This window comes from Pyxidicoccus sp. MSG2, from assembly GCF_026626705.1.
Lineage (GTDB): Bacteria > Myxococcota > Myxococcia > Myxococcales > Myxococcaceae > Myxococcus.
Window position 1 is genome coordinate 6083990 of the sequence record NZ_JAPNKC010000001.1, and the last position, 19743, is coordinate 6103732.

The window sequence follows — 19743 nt, forward strand, 5'->3', positions numbered from 1 at the left end:
CGCCGCCCGGAGGAAAGCAAGACGCTCACCAACGCCAGGTGCGGAGTGGTGGACGGCTCCAGGTGGGCGGGGGCAGGCTGACGTCCGGAATCCACCAGCGTCTGGGTGGCCCCGAGGGGGTGGGAGGGAAAGGGTTTTCCCCAGGTGGGAAGGCTCCGTGTGGGGACGGGCTCCGCACGGCTGGTGCCCTCCCGGCCAGGTGGGGCCCATGCAGGGCGGGCGGGGAGGACACACCGTTGATGAGGGGCGCAGAGGGACAGGACATGACACCGCGTGCCGATGCCGTCGCTGACGACTTCCAGTTGCTGGTGGGCGTGCTCCCCGGCCCCCTGCAGGCGGCGGTGCGAGCGCTGCCGTCCCAGCAGGTGCTCGAGGTGGTGATGGACCTGGGCCGCCCGCCCGAGGCGCGACTGGTGGACCGGGTGGAGCCGTTGCGCGAGGAGCCGGTGCTCCGGGAGGACCTGGAGCACGTACTGGCGCAGGTGGGGCCTCCGGGGGACGACAACCGCGCGGGGATTGAGCGGACGCTGCATCGCGTGTCCGCCATCCGCAACCGCAAGGGCAAGGTGGTGGGGCTGACGCTGCGGGTGGGGCGCGCCATCTACGGCACCATCGACATGCTGAAGGACCTCATCGGCTCCGGGCGCAACATCCTGTTGCTGGGGCGGCCGGGCGTGGGGAAGACGACGAAGCTGCGCGAGGTGGCCCGCGTGCTGGCGGATGATTTGCGCAAGCGCGTCATGGTGGTGGACACGTCGAACGAGATTGGCGGGGACGGGGACGTGCCTCACCCGGGCATCGGCACCGCGCGGCGGATGCAGGTGTCGCGGCCGGACCGGCAGCACGACGTGATGATTGAAGCCGTGGAGAACCACATGCCGGAGGCCATCATCGTCGACGAGATTGGCACGTCGGCGGAGGCCGCGGCGGCGCGGACGATTGCGGAGCGCGGCGTGCAGTTGGTGGCCACGGCGCACGGCAACACGCTGGAGAACCTGGTGCTGAACCCCACGCTGTCGGACCTCGTGGGCGGCGTGCACACGGTGACGCTGAGCGACGAGGAGGCCCGGCGGCGTCACACGCAGAAGACCATCAGCGAGCGCAAGGCGCCGCCCACGTTCGACATCGTGGTGGAGATGGTGAGCCGGGACGAGGTGCTGGTGCACCCGGACACGGCGGAGTCGGTGGACCGGCTGCTGGCGGGACAGGCCGTGGGAGGCGAGCGCCGGAAGCAGGACGTGGACTCGGGTCAGGTGGAGGTGGAGGCGGTGAAGGCGGCGCCGCCGTCACTGCCCGCGCTGCGGCCGGGGCGCACGGCGGGGCCCGGCGTGCGCGGGGCGGAGAACGTCACCGCGCGGATTCCCGGCCTGGGCGGGACGACGAAGGTGTACGCGCACGCGGTGAGCCGGGACTTGCTGGAGAAGGTGCTGCGCGAGCTGGCGGTGGACGTGCGGATGGTGAGCCGGCTGGACGCGGCGGACCTGGTGGTGACGCTGCGCTCGCGGGCGAATGACCCGAGGCTGCGGCGCATGACGGAGAAGTCGGGAGCGCGGGTGGAGGTGGTGAAGCGCAACAGCTCCTCGGAGCTGCGCCGGGTGCTGAAGACGGCCTTCCACGTGGTGGAGGGCGTGGACGAGGACCAGGTCCGCGAGGCCGTGACGGAGGTGGAGCACGCGATTGAGCGGGTGCTCAGCGAGGGCGTGTCGGTGCCGCTGGCGCCGAGGCCGCCGAGGCTGCGCAAGCTGCAGCACCGGCTGGTGAGCCGCTACCACCTGGAGGCGGTGAGCCACGGCAGCGAGCCGGTGCGGCACCTGACCATCTACCCCGTGGGCGCGGAGGTGGAGGCCGCGCTCGCACAGGAGGAGGCCGAGGGGACGGCGTGAGCCACCGTCCCCTCAGCGAGTAGAGACGCGCGTCAGTTCCGGTCGAGGAACGCCTTGTACGCGTCGAAGCCGTAGTCGCGGCCGAGGAAGTCCTTCACCAGCTCGGCGGCGGGCTTGGAGCCGCCGGGCTCCAGCACGGTGCGGCGGTACTTCATCGCCGTGTCCCGGTCCAGGTACCCGTTCTTCTCGAACTGCGTCTCCAGGTCCTTCGCGATGACTGACGACCAGAGGTACGTGTAGTAGGCCGCCGAGTACGAATCGAGGTGCCCGAAGGCGAGCTCGAAGTGCGCGCCGTCGCGGTACTCGTGCTTGAAGGGGCTGAGCTTCTTCTGCAGCACCGCCAGCGCCTCCGTGGTGTCGAAGCCCGGCTTGCGCGAGTAGTAGTCCAGGCTCACCGCCGACAGGAACAGCTGCCGGCGCGACCACAGCCCCTTGCCGAACTCCTTCGACGCGCGCAGCTTCGCCACCAGCTCCGCGGGAATCGGCTCGTTCGTCTGGTGGTGCTTCGCGAACAGCGCCAGCACCTGCGCGTTGCTCGCCCACTGCTGGAGCAGCATGGACGGCGTCTCCACGAAGTCCCACTCCACGCGCGTGCCGGCGATGCCGCTCCACTGCTGGCGGCCCGCGAAGACGGCGTGCACCAGGTGGCCGAACTCGTGGAAGAAGGTCTCCACCTCGTCGTACGTCATCAGCTCGCCGGGGCGGCCGAAGTTGCACACCAGCGTGGCCTCCGGGTAGCGCTTGCCGGCCTGGCCCGCCACGAGGTCGAACTGCGCCGCGTGCTTGTACTTGTCGTCACGCGGGTGCATGTCCAGGTAGATGCGGCCCAGGAGCGTGCTCCCGTCGAGCACGTCGTACGCCTCCACCTCCGGGTGCCACACCTTCGCGTCGTCCACCTTGCGCCAGGTGAGCCCCCACATGCGCGCGGCGATGTCCATGACGCCCGCCTTCACCCGGGCGTACTCGAAGTAGGGCCGCACCGCCTGCGAGTCGAAGCCGAAGCGCTCCGCGCGCAGCCGGTCTTCGTAGTAGTCCTGGTCCCACGGCTCCAGCGTCTTCGCCCCGGGCACGTCCTTCTGCTTGCGCGCCAGCAGCTCCGCGAACTCCTTCTTCGCGCGCGACTCGGTGGCCGCCGCCAGCTTGTCGATGAAGTCCGCCGCCGCCTTCGGCGTGCGGGTCATCTTCGTCTCGGTGGTGTACGCGGCCCAGTTCTCGTAGCCCAGCAGCGTGGCCAGCTCGTGGCGCTTGGAGATGAGCTGCGCCAGCACCGGCTGGTTCTTGGGGAAGGCGCGCTGGCGGTAGGCGCGCCACAGCTTCTCGCGGGCCCGGGTGTCCTTCGCGTACGTCATGAAGGGGAAGTAGTCGGGGTAGTTGGAGGTGATGACCACCTTGCCGTCCTTCCCCACCGGGTGCGACGTCCGGTAGTCCTCCGGCAGGCCGTCCAGCTCCTTCGGGGCGAAGGCCACGCTGCGCACGTCCTCGGCGATGTTCTTCCCGAACTCCTGGCCCAGCTTGAGGATGTCCTCGTTGAGCGACTTCACCTTCTCGCGCGTGGCGTCGTCCCGGTCCACGCCGGCGCGGCGGAAGTCGAGCAGCGAGCGCTCCATCCAGTACCGCGTGGCCGCGTCCGCCTGGGACAGGTCCACCGCCGCCAGGGCGTCATAGACGCCGCGGTCCTGCGACAGCGCCACGTTGGCCGAGTCCACGCGCTGCTCGCACTCGCGCGCGGCGTCGCGGAAGGCGGCGTCGGGGTGCACCTCGCGGGCGAGGCTGGAGCGGTTGGTGGCGGCGTTCAGCGCGCCGGTGGCCTCGTCGTACGCGGCCAGCACGGCCTTGCCGTCCTTGCGCGCGTCCAGCGTCTTGAGCGCGGTGATTTGCGTCCGGGCGCGCTCGAGGTCCGCGTCGCAGGCCGCGGTGTAGGCCTGCACGCTGCCGGAGAGGATGTCGGCGAAGCGGGGCGGGGGCGGCTCGGCGGGCGCGGGGGCCTGCGCGGGAGCGGGAGCAGGGGCCTCGGCCTGGGGCTGGGTATGCTGGGGGGCGGGCTCGGTGGCCGCGGTGCCGTGCGAGCAGCCGGCCGCCGCCAGTGCCGCGGAGAGGGTGAGGGCGGTGAGTCTCTTCAAGGCTGGGTACCTCCGGAGTCCATCGGAAACGCTGAAGCGTCATGCCACATCCCGACGCCTTCCGCTCGGCGGTGGGGCAGGCGTGCCGCATGGCGCCCCACTGTGAGATGACGGGGCGGCCGGGATGTCAGCACCACTCCACGTGAGGAGATTCACTCCGTGACGGACCCTGAGTGCGTGGAGTTGCTGCAGTGGGCCGCGCCCCGGCTGCGCCTGCGCTGGGACGGCTTCCGCCGTGTCCGGGGGCAGGTGTGCAAGCGCATCGGCCGGAGGCTCCAGGCGCTGGGGCTTCCGGACGCCGCCGCCTACCGCGCCCGGCTGGAGGCGGACGCGGCGGAGTGGGCGGTGCTCGACTCGCTCTGCCGCGTCACCATCTCCCGCTTCTACCGCGACGCACACGTCTTCGACGTGCTGCGCGACGGCTTGCTGCCGTCCCTGCTGGAGGCGCTGCCCGCGGGGAGCCCCTTCCGCGCGTGGAGCGCCGGCTGTGCCTCCGGTGAGGAGCCCTCGACGGTGGCCGTCCTCTTCCGGCTCGGCCTCCAGCCCCGCTTCCCGGCCGTGCGTCTGGAGTTGCTCGCCACCGACGCCGACGAGGCGCTGCTCGCCCGCGCGCGCCGGGGCTGCTACCCGCGTGGCTCGCTGCGCGAGTTGCCCTCGGAGTGGGCCGCCCGGGCCTTTCCCGACCCGGGCCCGGAGCCGTGCATCGCCCCCGCGTACCGCGAGGGTGTCACCTTCCTCCGCCAGGACCTGCGCGCGGAGATGCCGGACGGCCCGTTCCACCTGGTGCTGTGTCGCAACGTGGCCTTCACCTACTTCGCCCCGCCGCTCCAGCGCGAGGTGCTGGCGCGGCTGGTGTCACGCCTGGTGCCGGGCGGGCTGCTCGTCATCGGCGGCCATGAGTCGCTTCCCGAGCACGGCGCGGAGCTGGAGTGCGCCGCGGGGCCGCTTCCCGTCTTCCGCCGGACGACGGGCTGAGGCGCTTCGGACCCGGTTTCAATACACCCCGTGAAACATGAGTCATACGTCAGGATTCGTGACGCGCCCCGCCTTGAGCGCTGCACGAGCGCCCGGTACCACGGCTGTCTCTTTTGGGGCCAAACCCCTGGCCGGAGGGAAGGCAACGTCATGCGCAAGGCGCTTTGTGCGGCAGTCGCTTCGTTGATGCTGTCGGCATGTGGAGGTTCTGGCGGTGGTGACACCGCCGCCGAGGTGAAGCAGGACGGGCTGTCCATGTCCGAGGCGGCGGGCCGCACGGACGGCACCTTCGTCCACGGCGGCGGCGAGGTGTCGTTCTCCTCGCGCGAGGTGGAGCCCGGCGTGTACCGGCTGGAGGTCGGGCTGCGCGGGATGACGCTCAGCGGGCTGCTGGACCCGGCCAGCGGCGTCTCCACGCTGGACGGCTTCGCGGACGGGAGCGCGACGGACACGCAGCTCGGTGACGCGGACCGCGAGCTGCTCGCCGCCTTCTACGGCGCGCTCAACGCGCAGCTTCCCGCGGGCGACGCGGCGGCCCCCGAGGCCATGTACCTGCGCCGCGCGGTGGGCCTGTGGGCGCAGAACCCCGCCACCGTGGAGCTGAAGCGCACGGTGATGGGCGAGCAGGGCCGCGGCTACACCATGCTGTGCAGCTACACCAAGTGCAACGGCCGCCAGACGGGCAGCTGCGGTGGCGTGTACAACTGGTACTCGTACTCGAAGCACGACTGCAACAAGGGCGGCTTCGACTGGGCGGGCAACCAGCAGATTGCGCAGCTCGGCGACCACACCTCGTGCAGCGGTGACGAGTTCTACCTGAGCGGCAGCACGTGGCTGTGCGGTGAGCCGGACCACTGGTCCCGCCCGAAGGTGCTGGGCAACTGCTACGGCCGCTGCGGCGGCGGCTGCGGCGGTGACACCCAGTACACGCTGGATGCCACCAACCACGACGGCTGCGTGCGCAACGGCCACGTGCTGGCGAGCGGCTACTGCGATGACCAGTTCGTGTCCGCCAGCGACGACGAGCTGCTGGCGCCCAACTGCTACTGAGCGCATGCCGGCGGTTCGCATGAAGGGGAAGCGGGCGGGCGTCGGGGCGTGCTGGCTGGTGCTGGCCGCCCTCGGGTGCTCGTCCGCGTCTTCCAAGACACAGGCCGCGGAGGAGACGGTGCGCCGCTTCTTCGCGGCGCTGCCCTCGGAGGACTGCGCGGTGCTGGAGCCGCTGCTGGCCACCGGGGGCAACGCGCGCCCCTGCGAGGAGACCGTGCGGGAGCTGAATGAGCACGGCTTCTCCCTGGTGGGCATCTCCGGGGCGACAGTGGACGGGCGGGACGCGGAGGCCGTCATCGTCCGGGCCCGCGTCGCGCGGGACGGTGAGGAGCGCAAGGAGCCGTGGCTGCTGCGAGTGGAGCGGCAGGCAGGCGCGTGGCGCGTGCGGTTCTGAGAAGTGGAGTACGCTTCACGTCCGGCCTCCTGCACGCGCCTTGCAGAACGGCGGGCGCCAGGGAGGGCAAGCGAGTCATGAGGATTCGATACCGTCTGATGCTGGCCGCCGCCGTGGCGCTCACCGTGTCCCTGCTGGCGGTGGTGCTGTGGCCGACGTCTTCCGTTCCGCCGGTGGTGCCGGAGGCTCCCGTCGCGGTGGCTCCCGTGGCGTCCGCGCCCGTGGCTTCTTCGCCGGAGTCGGTGCCCGAGAAGGTCGCCGCGCGGACGCGGGCGGAGCCGGTGCTCACGAGCAGCGAGGCGCAGGCCACGGTGGTGGCGCTGGGGCCCGGTGACGTCGCGCCGGAGCCGGAGGTGGAGGGCGCGCCCGCGCAGGAGAACGACGCGATTGCTCCCGAACTGCCGCAGACGGCGCAGTGGCGGCTGGAGAAGACGACGCGCATCACCGCGCTGCTGGGGCGGGATGTGGAGCGGCTGGAGCGCGAGCGCGAGGATGCCGAGGCGCGCGGTGACGAGCGGCGCAGCGCGCAGCTCCAGACGCTCCTCGTGCGCCACCGGGCCCGGCTGCACGAGCTGCGCGAGGAGATCCAGGAGCTGGGCGAGGCGGCGAAGCAGGAGTCGTCCGCCGAATGAGGCAGGGGCCCGCGTCGGCGTCCCGCTCGAGGGCCCGTGGCTCTCCGTCAGGTGCGTGGACGCGGGGCTCGCCCGTGGGTAGGAGTGGCGCTGTTGCTTGCGCGGGCGGGAAGGAACCGTCCTTCAGCGCGAGGGCCGGTGGCTCTCCGTCAGGTCCGTGGACGCAGAACTCGCCCGTGGGCCGGAGTGGCGCTGTTGCTCGCGAGGGCGGGAAGGAACCGTCCTTCCGCGCGATGGCTGGTGGCTCTCCGTCGGGTCCGTGGACGCAGCGCTCGCCCGTGGGCCGGAGTGGGGCTGTTGCTTGCGAGTGTGGAGAGGTCGCGTCCTTCTGGCGGTCGTGGTCGCATGCCGTGGCTCCGTCGTTTGAGGGCAGCCAGCAAGGCCCTGCTCCGCACGTGCCTCATGGAGAGGTGACTTCGCGGTGGGCCGGCGACACCGCCGTGTCTTGCTCGTTCGGGGGCCGCCGGGGAGGGCCGTTCGTGCTCGGACCTCGTGGCGCGCTTGCCTTTCTCCTGCTGACGGCTGTGGCTTCGCTGCTTGCTTGCCAGCCCGTGGCCGAGGCGCCGTCCGTGCCCGCTCCGCGCACGGACTCGATGTTCATCGTGGACGGCACGGACGCGCCGGACGCCGCCGCCGCCGTGGCGCTCATCGCCCGGCGCACCCGCTGCAGTGGCGAGCCGCCGGTGCTGCTCTGCTCGGGTGCGCTCATTGCGCCGGACGTGGTGCTCACCGCGGCGCACTGTCTGGCCATCTTCGGACCGGAAGGGCCACACGAGGTCTACTTCGGCCAGGTGTTGCTCCCCCAGCCGGAGCCCTCGCCACGAGGCCGATTCGCCCGTGTGTCCCATGCAGTCATCCACCCGGACTACGACGCCGCCACGCACGCGTATGACGCCGCGCTGCTGCGGCTCGCGGCACCGGTGGACGTGGCTCCCTTCCCTCTGCCCGACTCCAAGACTGCCGTGCCCGTCGTCGGTGCCTCCGTGCGGGCGGTGGGCTACGGGGACACGAAGGACGCGCGGGCCCCGTCTGGCCGGAGGCGACAGGGAACGCTCGCGGTGACGCAGGTGGAGCCAGCGGCTTTCCTCGCGGGCCCCTCGCCGAGCATGAGCTGTGTGGGAGACAGCGGTGGGCCGGTGCTCCTGCGCGATGGTGAGCGCGAGGTGCTGGTCGGGCTCACCGCGAGCGGCGACGTCGCCTGCCGGAATGAGGCTCGCAACGTGCGCGTGGATGTGCTGCTCGACGGCTTCATCCGCCCGTTCCTCGCGGAGGCCCCCGCGCCCGTCGTGCCCACGCTGGCCCCGGAAGACCTCTGCCGCGCCACGTGCACGCGCGACGCCGAGTGCCCGTCGGGGCTCACCTGTGTGTCCGCTCAAGGTGCGCCCGGACGGTGCCTGATGCCCGCGCTTCAGGAGGGGGATTACGGAGCGGTGTGCACGGACGACGCTGCCTGTGGCGCGGGCGGGCTGTGCGCGCGGTTGGAGCCCGAGGGCGACGCCGCGTGCCGCTGCTTCACGTCCTGCTCCGGGCCGCTCCCCGACCCGGTGGACCCTCCCGAGCCCGAAGCCGATACGGGCGGCTGCTCGAGCGTGCCAGGCCCCGCGCTCCTCGGACTGCTCGTGCTTGCGCTCCGAGTCGCGCGCGGCGTACGTCGGCCCGCACGGCGCTGAGCGCTGGTTGGAGGACGGTGCGCATGCTGCATCTGCTGGTCCTGAGGTACCGCGTGGCTGAGCAGGAGGCGGAACCCCATGTCGCGGAGCACGTCCGCTACCTGGAGCACCACCACCGGGCCGGGACGTTCCTCGTATCCGGGCAGACGGTTCCGTCGGAGCAGGGAGGCGCCATCCTGGCCCGAGGCGTCGATCGCGCCACCGTGGAGCGACTCACCGCCGAGGACCCCTTCGTCCGGGCCGGCGTCGCGGAGTACACCGTAACGACCATCGACCCGGGCCGTGTGCACCCCGCCCTCGCGGAGTTGCTTGGCGTGAGTGCGTCGCGCGTGCGTCCCAGTTCTTCGGGCGGCGGACGCGTGGAATGAAGCTTCCTTCCACGTTCGCTGGTTGCCGGGTGGGGGGCGCCGGGCGCTGCCGGACGCGTGGAATGAAGCTTCCTTCCGCGTCCGCTGGTTGCAGGGTGGGTGGGGGCCGGGCGGTGGATGCGCGGAATGAAGCTTCCTTCTGCATCTGCTGGCCGCCGTGTGGGGGCGCCGGGCGTCGGACGCGTGGAATGAAGCTTCCTTCCGCGTCTGCTGGTTGTCGGGTGGGGGGCGCCGGGCGTGTCGGACGTGTGGAATGAAGCTTCCTTCCGCGTCCGCTGGTTGCCGGGTGGGGGCGCCGGACGCCGCCGGACGCGTGGAATGAAGCTTCCTTCCGCGTCCGCTGGTTGCCGGGTGGGGGCGCCGGACGCCGCCGGACGCGTGGAATGAAGCTTCCTTCCGCGTCCGCTGGTTGCCGGGTGGGGGCGCCGGGCGCCGGACGCGTGGAATGAAGCTTCCTTCCGCATCTGCTGGCCGCCGGGTGGGGCGCCGGGCGTCGGACGTGTGGAATGAAGCTTCCTTCCGCGTCTGCTGGTTGCCGGGTGGGGGCGTCGGACGCGTGGAATGAAGCCTCCTTCCGTGTCTGCTGGCCGTCGGGTGGGGCGCCGGGCGCCGGACGCGTGGAATGAAGCTTCCTTCCGCGTCCGATGGCTGCCAGGTCGGGTCGCCGGGGCGGGACGCGTGGAATGAAGCTTCCTTCCGTGTCCGATGGCTGCCGGGTGGGGTTGCCGGGCGCCGGACACGCGGAATGAGCCTTCGTTTCGTCATGGCTATCGGGAGAGGGGTCGCCGGGCGTCACCTGCGGAATGAAGCTTCCTTCCGGGACCGCTCAGTGTTGCGGGGTGGCGCCGGCGCCGTCAGGCGGTGCACTGCTGATGGACCAGTGTCCTCCGTGGCGACGAAGGCCCTGACAGTCACGACGGTGCGTGGCTCCACCTGGCGCGCCTTCGTCCCCATGCCATCACGCCCGGGGCACATGCATGTCGCGCCCACATTCCGGCCGAGCCCGGCGGCGTGCCCGATTCTCCGGGACGCGCGGCCACGGTGCCTCAGGCGGGGATGCTCGTCTTGCGCGCGCCCCGGCGCTTGTAGACCTTGCCCGCCTTCAGCGGCGTCGTATCCCCGCGTCCGGTGGTGCGCTTGGCGGTGCCTTCCTTGCGGTACGCCACGGCGGCCGCGGACGGCAGCGTCTTGCGCCGCGACATGCTGCTGCCCGATTCCGGCACCGGCAATCTGCGGCCCGTCGCCGTGAGCCCCTTGCCCGGCGCACTGCGCGGGCTGACGTTGCGGTCCTCGAAGTCCGTACTCCCCAACGCCCGACGGCCGCTCTTCTTCGCCTTGTGGGAGCTCTCGCCCGCGGCCCGGCCCACGTCCGTGGCCTTGAGGGCCAGCGTCGTGCCCCTCTTCTTCGCGTTCTTCACACGCACCGCTCGAGTCTTCTCTGGCATGGAACCTCCCAGGCACTCAGGTAGGAATGAATCTCCCCGGTTGCCAGGGCGCGGTAGGACGGACGGGCCCCAGCGTTGCGTCCGTTGCGCGCCTTCCTTCCGCTCCACATCCGCGTCGCACCCGGGGACGAGGTTGCGCACGCGCACGTCGCGGTGCTCCCATGCCGCCACCGTGCACCGCCCGCCCTTCATGCCCGACGCGTCCCACCGCGTCTGCCCCGGCTGTGGCCGGGCCGTCCTCCCGGGCCGAGATGCGCGCTGCCGGGAATGTGGTGGCTTCCTGGAGGATGCCGCGTACGTCTCGCGCGGACCTCCGCCCCCACCGCCTCCGCGCCAGCTCAGCCGGGCACAGCGCGGCGCCGTCCTCCGTCCGAAGCTGAGTACCCAATATTGGCTGGGCACGCTCTTCCTCACCCTGGGCGCGCTGATGCTGCCGGTGGCGCTCGCCTTCCTCCGGCCCCTGCTGTTGATGACCGGCATCTTCCTGCTGGTGGGCATGCTGCTCCGCCGCTCCGGCTGGCCCGGAGCGCTCCGCCGCGAGCAGCGCCGCCGCCTCCAGGCGCTGCGCTGGGGCCTGAGCGCCCCGGCGGAGCTGACCCGCGTGGAGCGCCACACCCTTCCAGGACTCCAGGCGGGACGCGTGGCGCAGCTCGACTACGTCTTCCTCGTCCACGGCCAGCCCGTGCCGGGAAGTGTGCCCTCGTCGCGCCTCGCGGACGCGCGGCGGCTCCCGGGGGAGCCCGTCTGGGCCGTCTACCTGGCCGACAGTCCGGACGTCAGCGCGCTCTGGCCGCCCGCGTCCTGACGGACACCCGCCCCTGGCCCGGACGTTGCTTTGCCTGTGGGCACATTCCTTCCCAGGCCGCGCACCGTGTCCTCCGGGCCACGGTGCGCGGCCCGGCTGCCCCACCGCGACCATGTCCCAGACCCAGACTGCGTCCCCCGCCTTCCTGTCCGTGCTGCGCCGCCATGGCTTCTGGCCCGCGCTCCTGAGCAGTGCCGCCGCGGTGGGCATGCTGGCCCTCCGGCTGGACTGGAGCGAGCGCGCCAGCTTCGCGTTCCTCCCCTGGAACCTGTTCCTGGCGTGGGTGCCCTACGTCCTGTCGCTGGTGGCGCGCCTGCTGATGGCGCGGGGCCGGGGCCACGGGTGGCTGCTGGCGCCGCTGGCCCTCGGGTGGCTCGCGCTGTTCCCCAATGCGCCGTACCTCCTCACGGACTTCATCCACCTGCACCAGCGGCCCGTGGTGCCGCTCTGGTTCGACGCGGCGCTGCTCGCGCTCTTCGCCGCGACGGGCTGGCTGATGGGGCTGCTCTCGCTGGAGGTGTGGAAGGAGTGGCTGGAGCAGCGCTGGGGCCGGGCCCGCGCCTGGGCCTTCGTCGCCGCCACGTCGCTCCTGTGTGGCTATGGCATCTACCTGGGCCGCGTGGAGCGGTGGAACAGCTGGGACGTGCTCGCCGAGCCGGGGCGCCTGCTCTCCGCCATGGCCGCGCACCTGCGCGAGCCCGGAGCCTTCCCGCACCTGACGCGCCTCACCGTCCTCTTCGCGGGGCTGTTGCTGCTCTCCTACGCCCTCTTCGAAACGCTGATGGCGCGCTTGCGCTGCCGCCGTGCCACGTAGCGGGCGGGAGCCTCCAGCCGGGGGTGCCCCCGGAAACGAGGACACCGCCTCCACCCGGTGCGCCCGGGTGGGGACGGTGTCCCACGTGCTTCGCGCTTCCGCTCAGCCGCCGTGCAGGGGCGCCCGCTTCTTGGGCCCGCCCCCGTGCTTCACGTTCATCTCGCTGGGGGTCTTCTTGCGGCCCTTGAGCGTCGTCACGCGGCGCCGCTGGCTCTTGGGCTCGTGCAACTCGGCGGCGGGCCCGAGCGTCACCCGCTCCAGCGTCTTCTGACGGCGCAGCGCCGCGGCGTCGTCTCGGGGCAGCGTCTTGCGCCCCTTGCTGGCCTGCACACTGGGCTGGGCCGAGTGCGCATCCACCCGCCGCTTGTTCTTGATTCCTGCCACTTTCGTCCGCACGGCCATGATGCCCTCCTTCCCTGGAGAGGTAAGGACGGCGCCCCGGCTTTTCCATCCCCCTCCGGGGGAAGGGACGGGGGCCACGCCGCGTGCCTGCGTGCCCTCCAGCCGCTCCTCCCTCCCCGCGGGGAGGGGCACTTCCCTCCGGGCCGACCTCGGGCCCGTGGGCCCGGCGGCGCCTGGCGGGGAGCTGCTACGTCGAGGAGCGCTTCCCCTTCTTGGGCGGGCGGGTGCTGGTGGTGCTCTCGGGCGGGAAGAGCCAGCCCTCGGCGGCGCGGGAGGAGGAGGTGTTCTGCGTGGCCTCGGAGGGCTCCAGGTGGAGGCCGCGGCAGCCGCGGCACCAGGACTGGGGCCGGCGCCCGCTCTTCATGATGCGGTAGCCGAAGTCCTGCTCGGTGGGGCCGACGTGGCCGCAGCGCGGGCACCGGGTCAGCGACGTGGTGCCGGTCTCCTTTGCCTTCTGGCGGCCGTGCTCCACCACCAGGGCCAGGGCCGCCGCGAAGCCAATCCGTCCCGTCGAGGCGACGTGGAAGCTACGGCCGCGCTTGCGGTTGCCGCGGCCCAGTACGGGCCTGAGGTCCATCCCCCCGAGCAGGTTGCGCTGCTCGAGGACACGCGACGGCGAGTTGTCCGGGGTCGAGTGGCTCACGGGACAACTCATACCGGGGCGGTCTGACATGCCCTGCCCGAGGGCCCAGGTCCCCTGGCCGCCTTCCAGGTGGGTACTGAACAAAAGTCCAGCAATGTCGCGGATCTACGCGCATCCCACCCCGCGAGTGGGGTGGCTCGGGAGGCCGTACGACTGGCTGGAAGGCCCGGTGGAGGTGGGGGCGTGAGCAGCTTGTCGGGGGCGAACGGAGGCCCCCGACATGACCCGCCCGACCAATGAGACGGAGCTGATGCAGCGCCGCGTGCAGCGGCACGAGTCCCACACCCGCTCCACCTACGCGGCCTTCATCCGCCACCTGTGCGAGGTGGGGAGGCTGGAGCCGTCGCTGGCCGAGTGCGCGGCGGTGGCGGTGCTCCGGGCGCTGGAGCGGCGCATCCTCCCGGCCGAGGCGAAGGACTTGGAGGCCCAGCTGCCGCGCCGGCTGGTGGACTTCCTCCCCCCGCTGGAGCAGCGCCCGCAGCGGCCCCGGCGCTTCGGCAGGGAGGAGTTCCTCCAGACGGTGGCGGACGACCTGGAGATGCCGGTGGAGGAGATGGAGCCCGTGGTGCGCGCGGTGTTCCGCGCGATGCAGGACCTCATCTCCGAGGGCGAGGCGAACGACGTCGCCAGCAACCTGCCCCCGGACCTCCAGGCGCTCTGGCGGCTCACGCAGTAGGGGCGGCGCCGCTACTCCCCGGTGTCCGGCCCCAGCAGCCCGCCGCCGCCCCCGTCCGAGGAGGGGAACACGGGCGTGCCGCCGGGCAGGCTCGGGTCATGCGGCAGGCTGCCGCGCGGGCTGCGCAGGTACACGAAGGGCGTGGCGAAGAGGAAGTTGGACACGCGGGACGTGTAGATGTCCGCGTAGCGCTCCATCTGCCGCGCCAGGTGGCTCTTGTCGTTGCCCGCGCGCGTGAGCAGACCCCAGACGGGGTTGGACAGCTCGGTGGCGGCGCGCGCCATGGGGCCCAGCTCCGCGTCCAGCGCCTCCAGCTCCGTGCGCAGCTCGGCCTGCCGCGCCACCAGCGCTGCCTCGGAAGGGGTGTCCGAGCGCGGGCCGTACTGGAAGCGGCGCCGCTGCTGCTCCAGCCGCAGCTGGCAGCTCTCCGCCTCCAGCCGCTCCTTGTGCTCCATGCGCTCGCCCAGCCGCGCCTCGGTGGCGCGGAAGCCGGCGATGGCGCGCACCTCGTCCTCCAGCTCGCGGAGGATGAGCGCCGTGCGCCAGCGCAGCACGTCCTTCGTCACATGCACGTCGCCGAACATGTGGTCGCCCACGTAGAGAATCTGGTCCCCGCTCAGCCCCAGGTGCCGCTCCAGCTCCACCGCGCTGCCGCCGAAGTAGGGCGTGCCGGGCTTGAGGGGCCCCGAGTGCTGCCGCAGGAGCGCCTCGCCGCCCACCTCCACCACCTCATAGAGCGCCGAGCGCGTGGTGAAGAACTCCGGCTTGCGCGCGGACACAATCACCACGTCGAACAGCTGCCGCCACGTCATGCCCCCCGGCAGGTGCCGGTCGAAGGCGAAGTGCATCATGGGCTCGGTGTAGGCCCACTCGCTGTTGGTAATCAGCAGGAGCTTCTTGCCGGCGTGACGCTGGTCCAGCAGTGCCAGCGGCGTCTCCGGGTCGTCGATGACGTAGCGCTCCGGGTCGGCGATGATTTCCGCCTTCAGCCGCCCCTGCATGTGCGTGGCGTCCAGATTCTTCCGCACGTGCTCGTAGAGGTCCGTGTACCCCATGGGCGTCGAGCCCGGGAGCTGGCCGGCGTCCAGCCGGTCCACGAGCTGCGCGAAGATGCAGGCCTCGGACAGCGAGAAGAGCGTGTTGAGGAACACCCAGCGCCGCTCGTGCAAATCGATGAGGGTGCTGGCGTACTCGTCGCGCTGGGCCTCGAAGTCCATGGGCCGGGTGCCATGGAGGGCCTTCTTCACGATTCCGAAGCGGTTGGCCTTGAGGAGGTTGCCCTTCTCGGTGTCGATGATGAGGCCGCGGATGGCGAGCCCCGGGTCGAACGTCAAATCCCCCACCGGCCAGCCCTGCGCCACCAGCCTGTCGCGGATGTATTCGTACGCACGGCGCTCCCACGCCTCCACGCGGTAGTGGATGAGCGTGTAGTCCATGTCGTAGCCCACGGCCTTGATGGCGCGCAGGTTGAGGGTGCGGTTGCAGAAGAGGCCCCGCTCGGGCGGGGGACCGGATGGATGCGAGCGCATAGACACCCCTGGCTTTGCCCCGGACCGGGGCAAAAGTCGATGCCCACGTGGACCCTCGTTTGCTGGCGGGCACATGCCAGGGCCCGTTGCGCGGGCGACGGACGCGTGGAAAGTGACGGGACGAGGGTTGCTCCCGGAGAGAGGTGTCCGTACCGTGCGCGGAGCCTCGGAGCCCCATGCCCGGAGTCTCGCGCCGCGTTGCCATCAGCGCTGTCGTGCTTGCCGTCCTGGTGGGGGCTGCCATCGGTGCGGGCGGGTACACCTTCGTCTACGCGAAGGGCGCCTCGTACCTCACCGACGACCCGGCCGCGTGCGCCAACTGCCACGTGATGAACGAGCAGTACGCGGGCTGGGTGAAGAGCAGCCACCACACCGTGGCGGTCTGCAATGACTGCCACACCCCGCACGACTTCTTCGGGAAGTACTTCACCAAGGCGCTCAATGGCTGGCATCACTCGGTGGCCTTCACCTCCGGGGACTTCCACGAGCCCATCCACATCGGTGAGCGCAACCTGCGGGTGACGGAGGCGGCGTGCCGCTCCTGTCACCAGGACATCGTCGACGCGATTGAGCCGGGGCTGTGGGTGCGGGTGTCCGCGCAGGCCCCGGGTGACTCCCGGAAGGACGCGAACCTGCATGGCAGCCTGCACCCTCCGCCCGAGGACGGGAAGCTGAGCTGCCTGCGCTGCCACCACTCGGTGGGACACCTGGAGCTGGACTGATATGGCGAACCCGAATGCTCCCATGAAGCGCCGGGGCTGGTGGCTGCTGGTGGCCGTGGGCGGGGTGTCCGCCCTGGCCGCGGCGGCCGCGGTCGCGCTGGCCACCAACATCCTCGAGCGCAAGCAGGAGGCCCGAAACCCGTTCTTCCGCGTGGTGGAGCTCACCGACGACACGGTGGACCCCGCCGTGTGGGGGAAGAACTTCCCGCTCCAGTACGACATGTACCTGCGCACCGTGGACCAGACGCGCACGAAGTACGGCGGCAGCGAGGCGGTGCCGCACGCGCCCACGCAGGCGGACCCGCGCTCGGTGGTGGCGCAGAGCCGGCTGGAGGAGGACCCGCGCCTGAAGCGCATGTGGGCCGGCTATGCCTTCAGCAAGGACTTCCGCGAGGAGCGCGGCCACGCGTACATGCTGACGGACCAGACCTTCACCGAGCGCCAGCAGGTGACGCAGCAGCCGGGCGCGTGCCTGCACTGTCACGCCAGCTCGTACACGCTCTACAAGAAGCTGGGCAACGGGGACCTCTTCAAGGGCTTCGACGCCGTCAACCACCTGCCGTACTTCGAGGCGCGCAAGCTGGTGGAGCACCCGGTGAGCTGCATCGACTGTCACGACAGCCAGACGCTGCAGCTGCGGGTGACGAAGCCGGCCTTCATGCTGGGCATGAAGCGGATGAAGGCCGCGCAGGGCGTGCAGGACTACGACGTCAACCGGGACGCCACGCGCCAGGAGATGCGCAGCTACGTCTGCGGCCAGTGCCACGTCGAGTACTACTTCAAGGGCCCGGAGAAGACGCTCACCTTCCCGTGGGACAAGGGGCTGAAAATCGAGAACATCCTCGCGTACTACGAGGAGAACCCGCACAAGGACTGGACGCACGCGGAGACGGGCGCGCCGGTGCTGAAGGCGCAGCACCCCGAGTTCGAGATGTGGAACCAGGGCATCCATGCGCGCTCGGGCGTGGCGTGCGCGGACTGCCACATGCCGTACACGCGGGTGGGCGCGCAGAAAATCAGTGACCACCACGTGCGCAGCCCGCTGCTCAACATCAACCGCGCGTGCCAGACGTGCCACCACTTCTCCGAGGCCGAGCTGCGCGACCGCGCCGAGGCGCTCCAGGAGCGCACCTTCCGGCTGCGCAACCAGGGGCTGGACGCGCTGGTGGGGTTGCTCAACGACGTGAAGGCCGCGAAGGCGGCGGGGAAGACGGACGCGGAGCTGGCCGGGGTGTACGCGCTGCAGCGGCGCGGGCAGTTCATGCTCGACTTCATCGAGGCGGAGAACTCGATGGGCTTCCATGCGCCGGAGGAGGCGGCCCGCATCCTCGGGCAGGCCACCAACATCATCCGCCAGGCGCAGGTGCTGGTGAGGGACCCGACCTTCAAGCCGGAGATTCCCGACATGCTGCCCGCCGCCGAGGGAGATGCCCACCCCGGGCCCGGCGTCCGGGGCAAGACGGTGGGTGCCCCCATGGGGGACGCGGACGGTGGAGGGAGGCCCGGCGATGAGGGTGGCGCGGCCGTTGCTCCGGCGGAGGGTGGCGGTGCGGCCGATGGTGGCAATCCGACCCGGTGACGATGGAGCCGGTGCGGATGCCCCGGCGGCGGTGGCGGCACTCAGCGCAAGCCGGGCGGCGATGGCGGCACTCAGTGCAAGCCCAGCGGCGATGGCGGCACTCAGCGCAATCCCCGGGCATGGCGGCACTCAGCGCAATCCCCGGGCATGGCGGCACTCAGCGCAATCCCCGGGCATGGCGGCACTCAGCGCAATTCCCGGGCATGGCGGCACTCAGCGCAATCCCCGGGCATGGCGGCACTCAGAGCAAGCCCGGCGGCGATGGCGGTACTCAGCGCAAGCCGGGCAGGGCGGGTGGCACGCATTCGGGGCGCGGGAAGACACGGCACTCCGCCCCTGGGCCGCGGACGAGCGGAATGAACGCTCCTTCCGCGATGAGAAGCGGCTGCCCGGCCGGTGGTGGAGCGGGCGCACGCTGTCTTCGGAAGGTCTCCCTCCCGGGTGGAGGAGAAGAAGCGCCGGGCCTGGGTGGACTGAATGCCCGGGAGCGTTCGCCCGTTGGAATAATGGTGGGAGAAGCACACCGGGCCGGAGCGCAAGGGAAGGTCGCATGAGGATGCCATGGAGCCCGGGAGCCATCGCCGTCGCGCTGGTGCTCTCCGCTGGGCTGTCGCGCGCGGAAGAGGCGTGGGAAACGGTGGCGGAGAAGCCATACCTGGTGAAGGTGCGGTCCAGGCCGGGCACCGGTGCGAAGGACGTGTGGGCCGAAGGTGAGCTCGCCGCCAGCGCGGCCGACGTGCAGGCCGTGCTGACGGACGTGGATGCGTATCGACTGTGGATGCCGTACGTGAAGGAGTCGCGTACCCTCAAGGAGCTGCCCGACGGCGCGCGGCTGACGTACACGCGGCTGGACCTGCCCGTGGTGTCGTCGCGCGACTACGTGAGTCATGTCGTGCAGGACTCGAAGCTGGCCGAGGATGGCACGGGTGTCTTTGCCCAGCACTGGCGGGCGGAGCCGGACGCCATTCCCCAGCGTCGCGACACGGTGCGGTTGCGGCTCAACGAGGGAAGTTGGCACGTGGAGCCTCGCGGCGAGGGGAAGGCCCGGGTCGTGTACCGCTTCACCGTGGACCCCGCCGGCTCCATCCCCGGCTTCCTGGCCAACATGGGCCAGAAGGACGGCGTGGTGGACACCTTCCGCGCGGTGGAGAAGCGGGCCCGGCAGCATGCGGAGGCGCGCCGGAAACCGAAGTGACGAAGGCCGGCTTCGCGGCGACGCCATGGCGGTGTGGGGCCATGACGGAGGAATGAACCTCCGCGAGCCCACCTGCCGAGGCACCGCGCCCGCTGCCCGAGGCGCCACATGTGCGAAGCACGCCGGGCTGGAGCGGTGGTGGTGCGTGGGCCGCCGCGCCGGGACGCACCAATCTGCGGATCGGATGTGTAGCGCGAGAGGTTCGGCGCGGGGCGCTGGAGGCTCGGCACGCGGTGTTCGTGAGCGCGCGGCCGAGAGCTTCATTTCCGGAACATGCGGGGCTCGAAGCTGAAGCGCCGGGCTCCGACTCCGTGCCGCACAGGTCCCGCAGACGGACCACCGGGCCGGAATTCGGGACGTGCAACCGGGCCTGGTGGGCGGGGCACGGGAGACGCTCCCGATGGACGCAAACCCCTACGTCCCGGGAGAGGTAGTCCCTCCCTACCTGACCCATGTCAGCCCCCTCCGGTAGAAGGTATTGGCGGAAGAAACGTTCCTTCCGCCCAAGGGTCCGCCCGGCGGGGTGGGGGAAGGGGATGGGGTATGGGGCTGCTGGAGCTGCACTACGGCGGGATGATGCGCGACGCGGCGGAGGTGTTGGGGCTGCGCGGCTATGACCACGTGCCGGCGGAGGAACTGGCCCGGGTGGCGCGCATGTCGGTGGGCTCGCTGTACCGGCGCTTCGGCAGCAAGGAGACCTTCGCCCAGACGGTGCGGGCCTACAACGAGGACGACTTCTGCCGCTCGGCGGAATGGACTCCCTGCGCGCGGCTGCGTGCGGCCGCGGAGATGGACTTCCACGAGGCGTTCTTCACCTTCTGGTACAGCCTGGTGAACTGGG

General features: G+C 71.3%; 18 protein-coding genes and 1 pseudogene. 14 read left to right on the forward strand and 5 right to left on the reverse strand.

From position 1 onward, the window contains the following. The first annotated feature begins 263 nt into the window (after positions 1-263). Positions 264-1883 (forward strand): R3H domain-containing nucleic acid-binding protein, encoded by a 1620-nt coding sequence (locus OV427_RS23795; protein WP_267858448.1) that lies wholly within the window; start codon positions 264-266, stop codon positions 1881-1883. Between the two features lie 32 nt (positions 1884-1915). Here OV427_RS23795 and OV427_RS23800 read toward each other — a convergent pair whose 3' ends face one another. Further along, positions 1916-4003, reverse strand: coding sequence for a M3 family metallopeptidase (locus OV427_RS23800; protein WP_267858449.1), 2088 nt, complete (start codon positions 4001-4003; stop codon positions 1916-1918). A 159-nt stretch (positions 4004-4162) separates the two neighbouring features. Between OV427_RS23800 and OV427_RS23805 the strand changes: the two genes are divergently transcribed. From OV427_RS23805 to OV427_RS23830, 6 genes are all read left to right on the forward strand, one after another. Next, positions 4163-4978, forward strand: a complete 816-nt coding sequence (locus OV427_RS23805; RefSeq protein ID WP_267858450.1) for a CheR family methyltransferase — start codon at positions 4163-4165, stop codon at positions 4976-4978. 150 nt (positions 4979-5128) lie between these two features. After that, positions 5129-6028, forward strand: a complete 900-nt coding sequence (locus OV427_RS23810) for a hypothetical protein (RefSeq protein WP_267858451.1) — start codon at positions 5129-5131, stop codon at positions 6026-6028. Between the two features lie 19 nt (positions 6029-6047). Next, on the forward strand, positions 6048-6422 hold the full coding sequence (locus tag OV427_RS23815; protein ID WP_267858452.1) for a hypothetical protein: 375 nt from the start codon (positions 6048-6050) through the stop codon (positions 6420-6422). 77 nt (positions 6423-6499) lie between these two features. Further along, the gene (locus tag OV427_RS23820) at positions 6500-7054 is read left to right on the forward strand and encodes a hypothetical protein (protein WP_267858453.1); all 555 of its coding nucleotides are present in this window, start codon (positions 6500-6502) and stop codon (positions 7052-7054) included. Positions 7055-7533: 479 nt separating this feature from the next. Then, positions 7534-8724: a S1 family peptidase gene (locus OV427_RS23825; protein ID WP_267858454.1), complete on the forward strand. Its 1191-nt coding sequence runs from the start codon at positions 7534-7536 to the stop codon at positions 8722-8724. Between the two features lie 23 nt (positions 8725-8747). After that, positions 8748-9092 carry a YciI family protein gene (locus tag OV427_RS23830; RefSeq protein ID WP_267858455.1) on the forward strand — a complete coding sequence of 115 codons (345 nt, stop codon included), beginning with the start codon at positions 8748-8750 and terminating at the stop codon, positions 9090-9092. 1046 nt (positions 9093-10138) lie between these two features. On the opposite strand, the gene OV427_RS23835 is transcribed toward OV427_RS23830, so the two are convergent. Next, on the reverse strand, positions 10139-10537 hold the full coding sequence (locus tag OV427_RS23835; RefSeq protein WP_267858456.1) for a hypothetical protein: 399 nt from the start codon (positions 10535-10537) through the stop codon (positions 10139-10141). A gap of 133 nt (positions 10538-10670) precedes the next feature. Here OV427_RS23835 and OV427_RS23840 point away from each other — a divergent pair, with 133 nt between their 5' ends. Beyond that, positions 10671-11342, forward strand: a complete 672-nt coding sequence (locus OV427_RS23840; protein WP_267858457.1) for a hypothetical protein — start codon at positions 10671-10673, stop codon at positions 11340-11342. Between the two features lie 112 nt (positions 11343-11454). Next, positions 11455-12156, forward strand: a complete 702-nt coding sequence (locus OV427_RS23845; protein WP_267858458.1) for a DUF1361 domain-containing protein — start codon at positions 11455-11457, stop codon at positions 12154-12156. 102 nt (positions 12157-12258) lie between these two features. Here OV427_RS23845 and OV427_RS23850 read toward each other — a convergent pair whose 3' ends face one another. Both OV427_RS23850 and OV427_RS23855 read right to left on the reverse strand, forming a co-directional pair. Continuing rightward, positions 12259-12558 (reverse strand): hypothetical protein, encoded by a 300-nt coding sequence (locus OV427_RS23850; RefSeq protein ID WP_267858459.1) that lies wholly within the window; start codon positions 12556-12558, stop codon positions 12259-12261. Between the two features lie 187 nt (positions 12559-12745). Beyond that, positions 12746-13231 (reverse strand): hypothetical protein, encoded by a 486-nt coding sequence (locus tag OV427_RS23855; RefSeq protein ID WP_267858460.1) that lies wholly within the window; start codon positions 13229-13231, stop codon positions 12746-12748. Between the two features lie 190 nt (positions 13232-13421). Between OV427_RS23855 and OV427_RS23860 the strand changes: the two genes are divergently transcribed. Then, positions 13422-13877, forward strand: coding sequence for a DUF2267 domain-containing protein (locus tag OV427_RS23860; protein ID WP_267858461.1), 456 nt, complete (start codon positions 13422-13424; stop codon positions 13875-13877). 11 nt (positions 13878-13888) lie between these two features. Here the strand turns inward: OV427_RS23860 and OV427_RS23865 are convergent, their stop codons facing one another. Then, positions 13889-15406, reverse strand: coding sequence for an HAD-IG family 5'-nucleotidase (locus OV427_RS23865; RefSeq protein WP_267858462.1), 1518 nt, complete (start codon positions 15404-15406; stop codon positions 13889-13891). A gap of 176 nt (positions 15407-15582) precedes the next feature. Here OV427_RS23865 and nrfH point away from each other — a divergent pair, with 176 nt between their 5' ends. The 4 genes and pseudogenes from nrfH to OV427_RS50820 all read left to right on the forward strand — a co-directional run. Beyond that, positions 15583-16128 carry a cytochrome c nitrite reductase small subunit gene (gene nrfH, locus OV427_RS23870; RefSeq protein WP_267858463.1) on the forward strand — a complete coding sequence of 182 codons (546 nt, stop codon included), beginning with the start codon at positions 15583-15585 and terminating at the stop codon, positions 16126-16128. A 1-nt stretch (position 16129) separates the two neighbouring features. Beyond that, positions 16130-17707 (forward strand): ammonia-forming cytochrome c nitrite reductase subunit c552, encoded by a 1578-nt coding sequence (locus OV427_RS23875; RefSeq protein ID WP_267858464.1) that lies wholly within the window; start codon positions 16130-16132, stop codon positions 17705-17707. 550 nt (positions 17708-18257) lie between these two features. After that, positions 18258-18902: an START domain-containing protein gene (locus OV427_RS23880; RefSeq protein WP_267858465.1), complete on the forward strand. Its 645-nt coding sequence runs from the start codon at positions 18258-18260 to the stop codon at positions 18900-18902. 576 nt (positions 18903-19478) lie between these two features. Next, positions 19479-19592 (forward strand): annotated as a pseudogene (locus OV427_RS50820) (helix-turn-helix domain-containing protein); the annotation flags it as partial. Positions 19593-19743 lie beyond the last annotated feature (151 nt).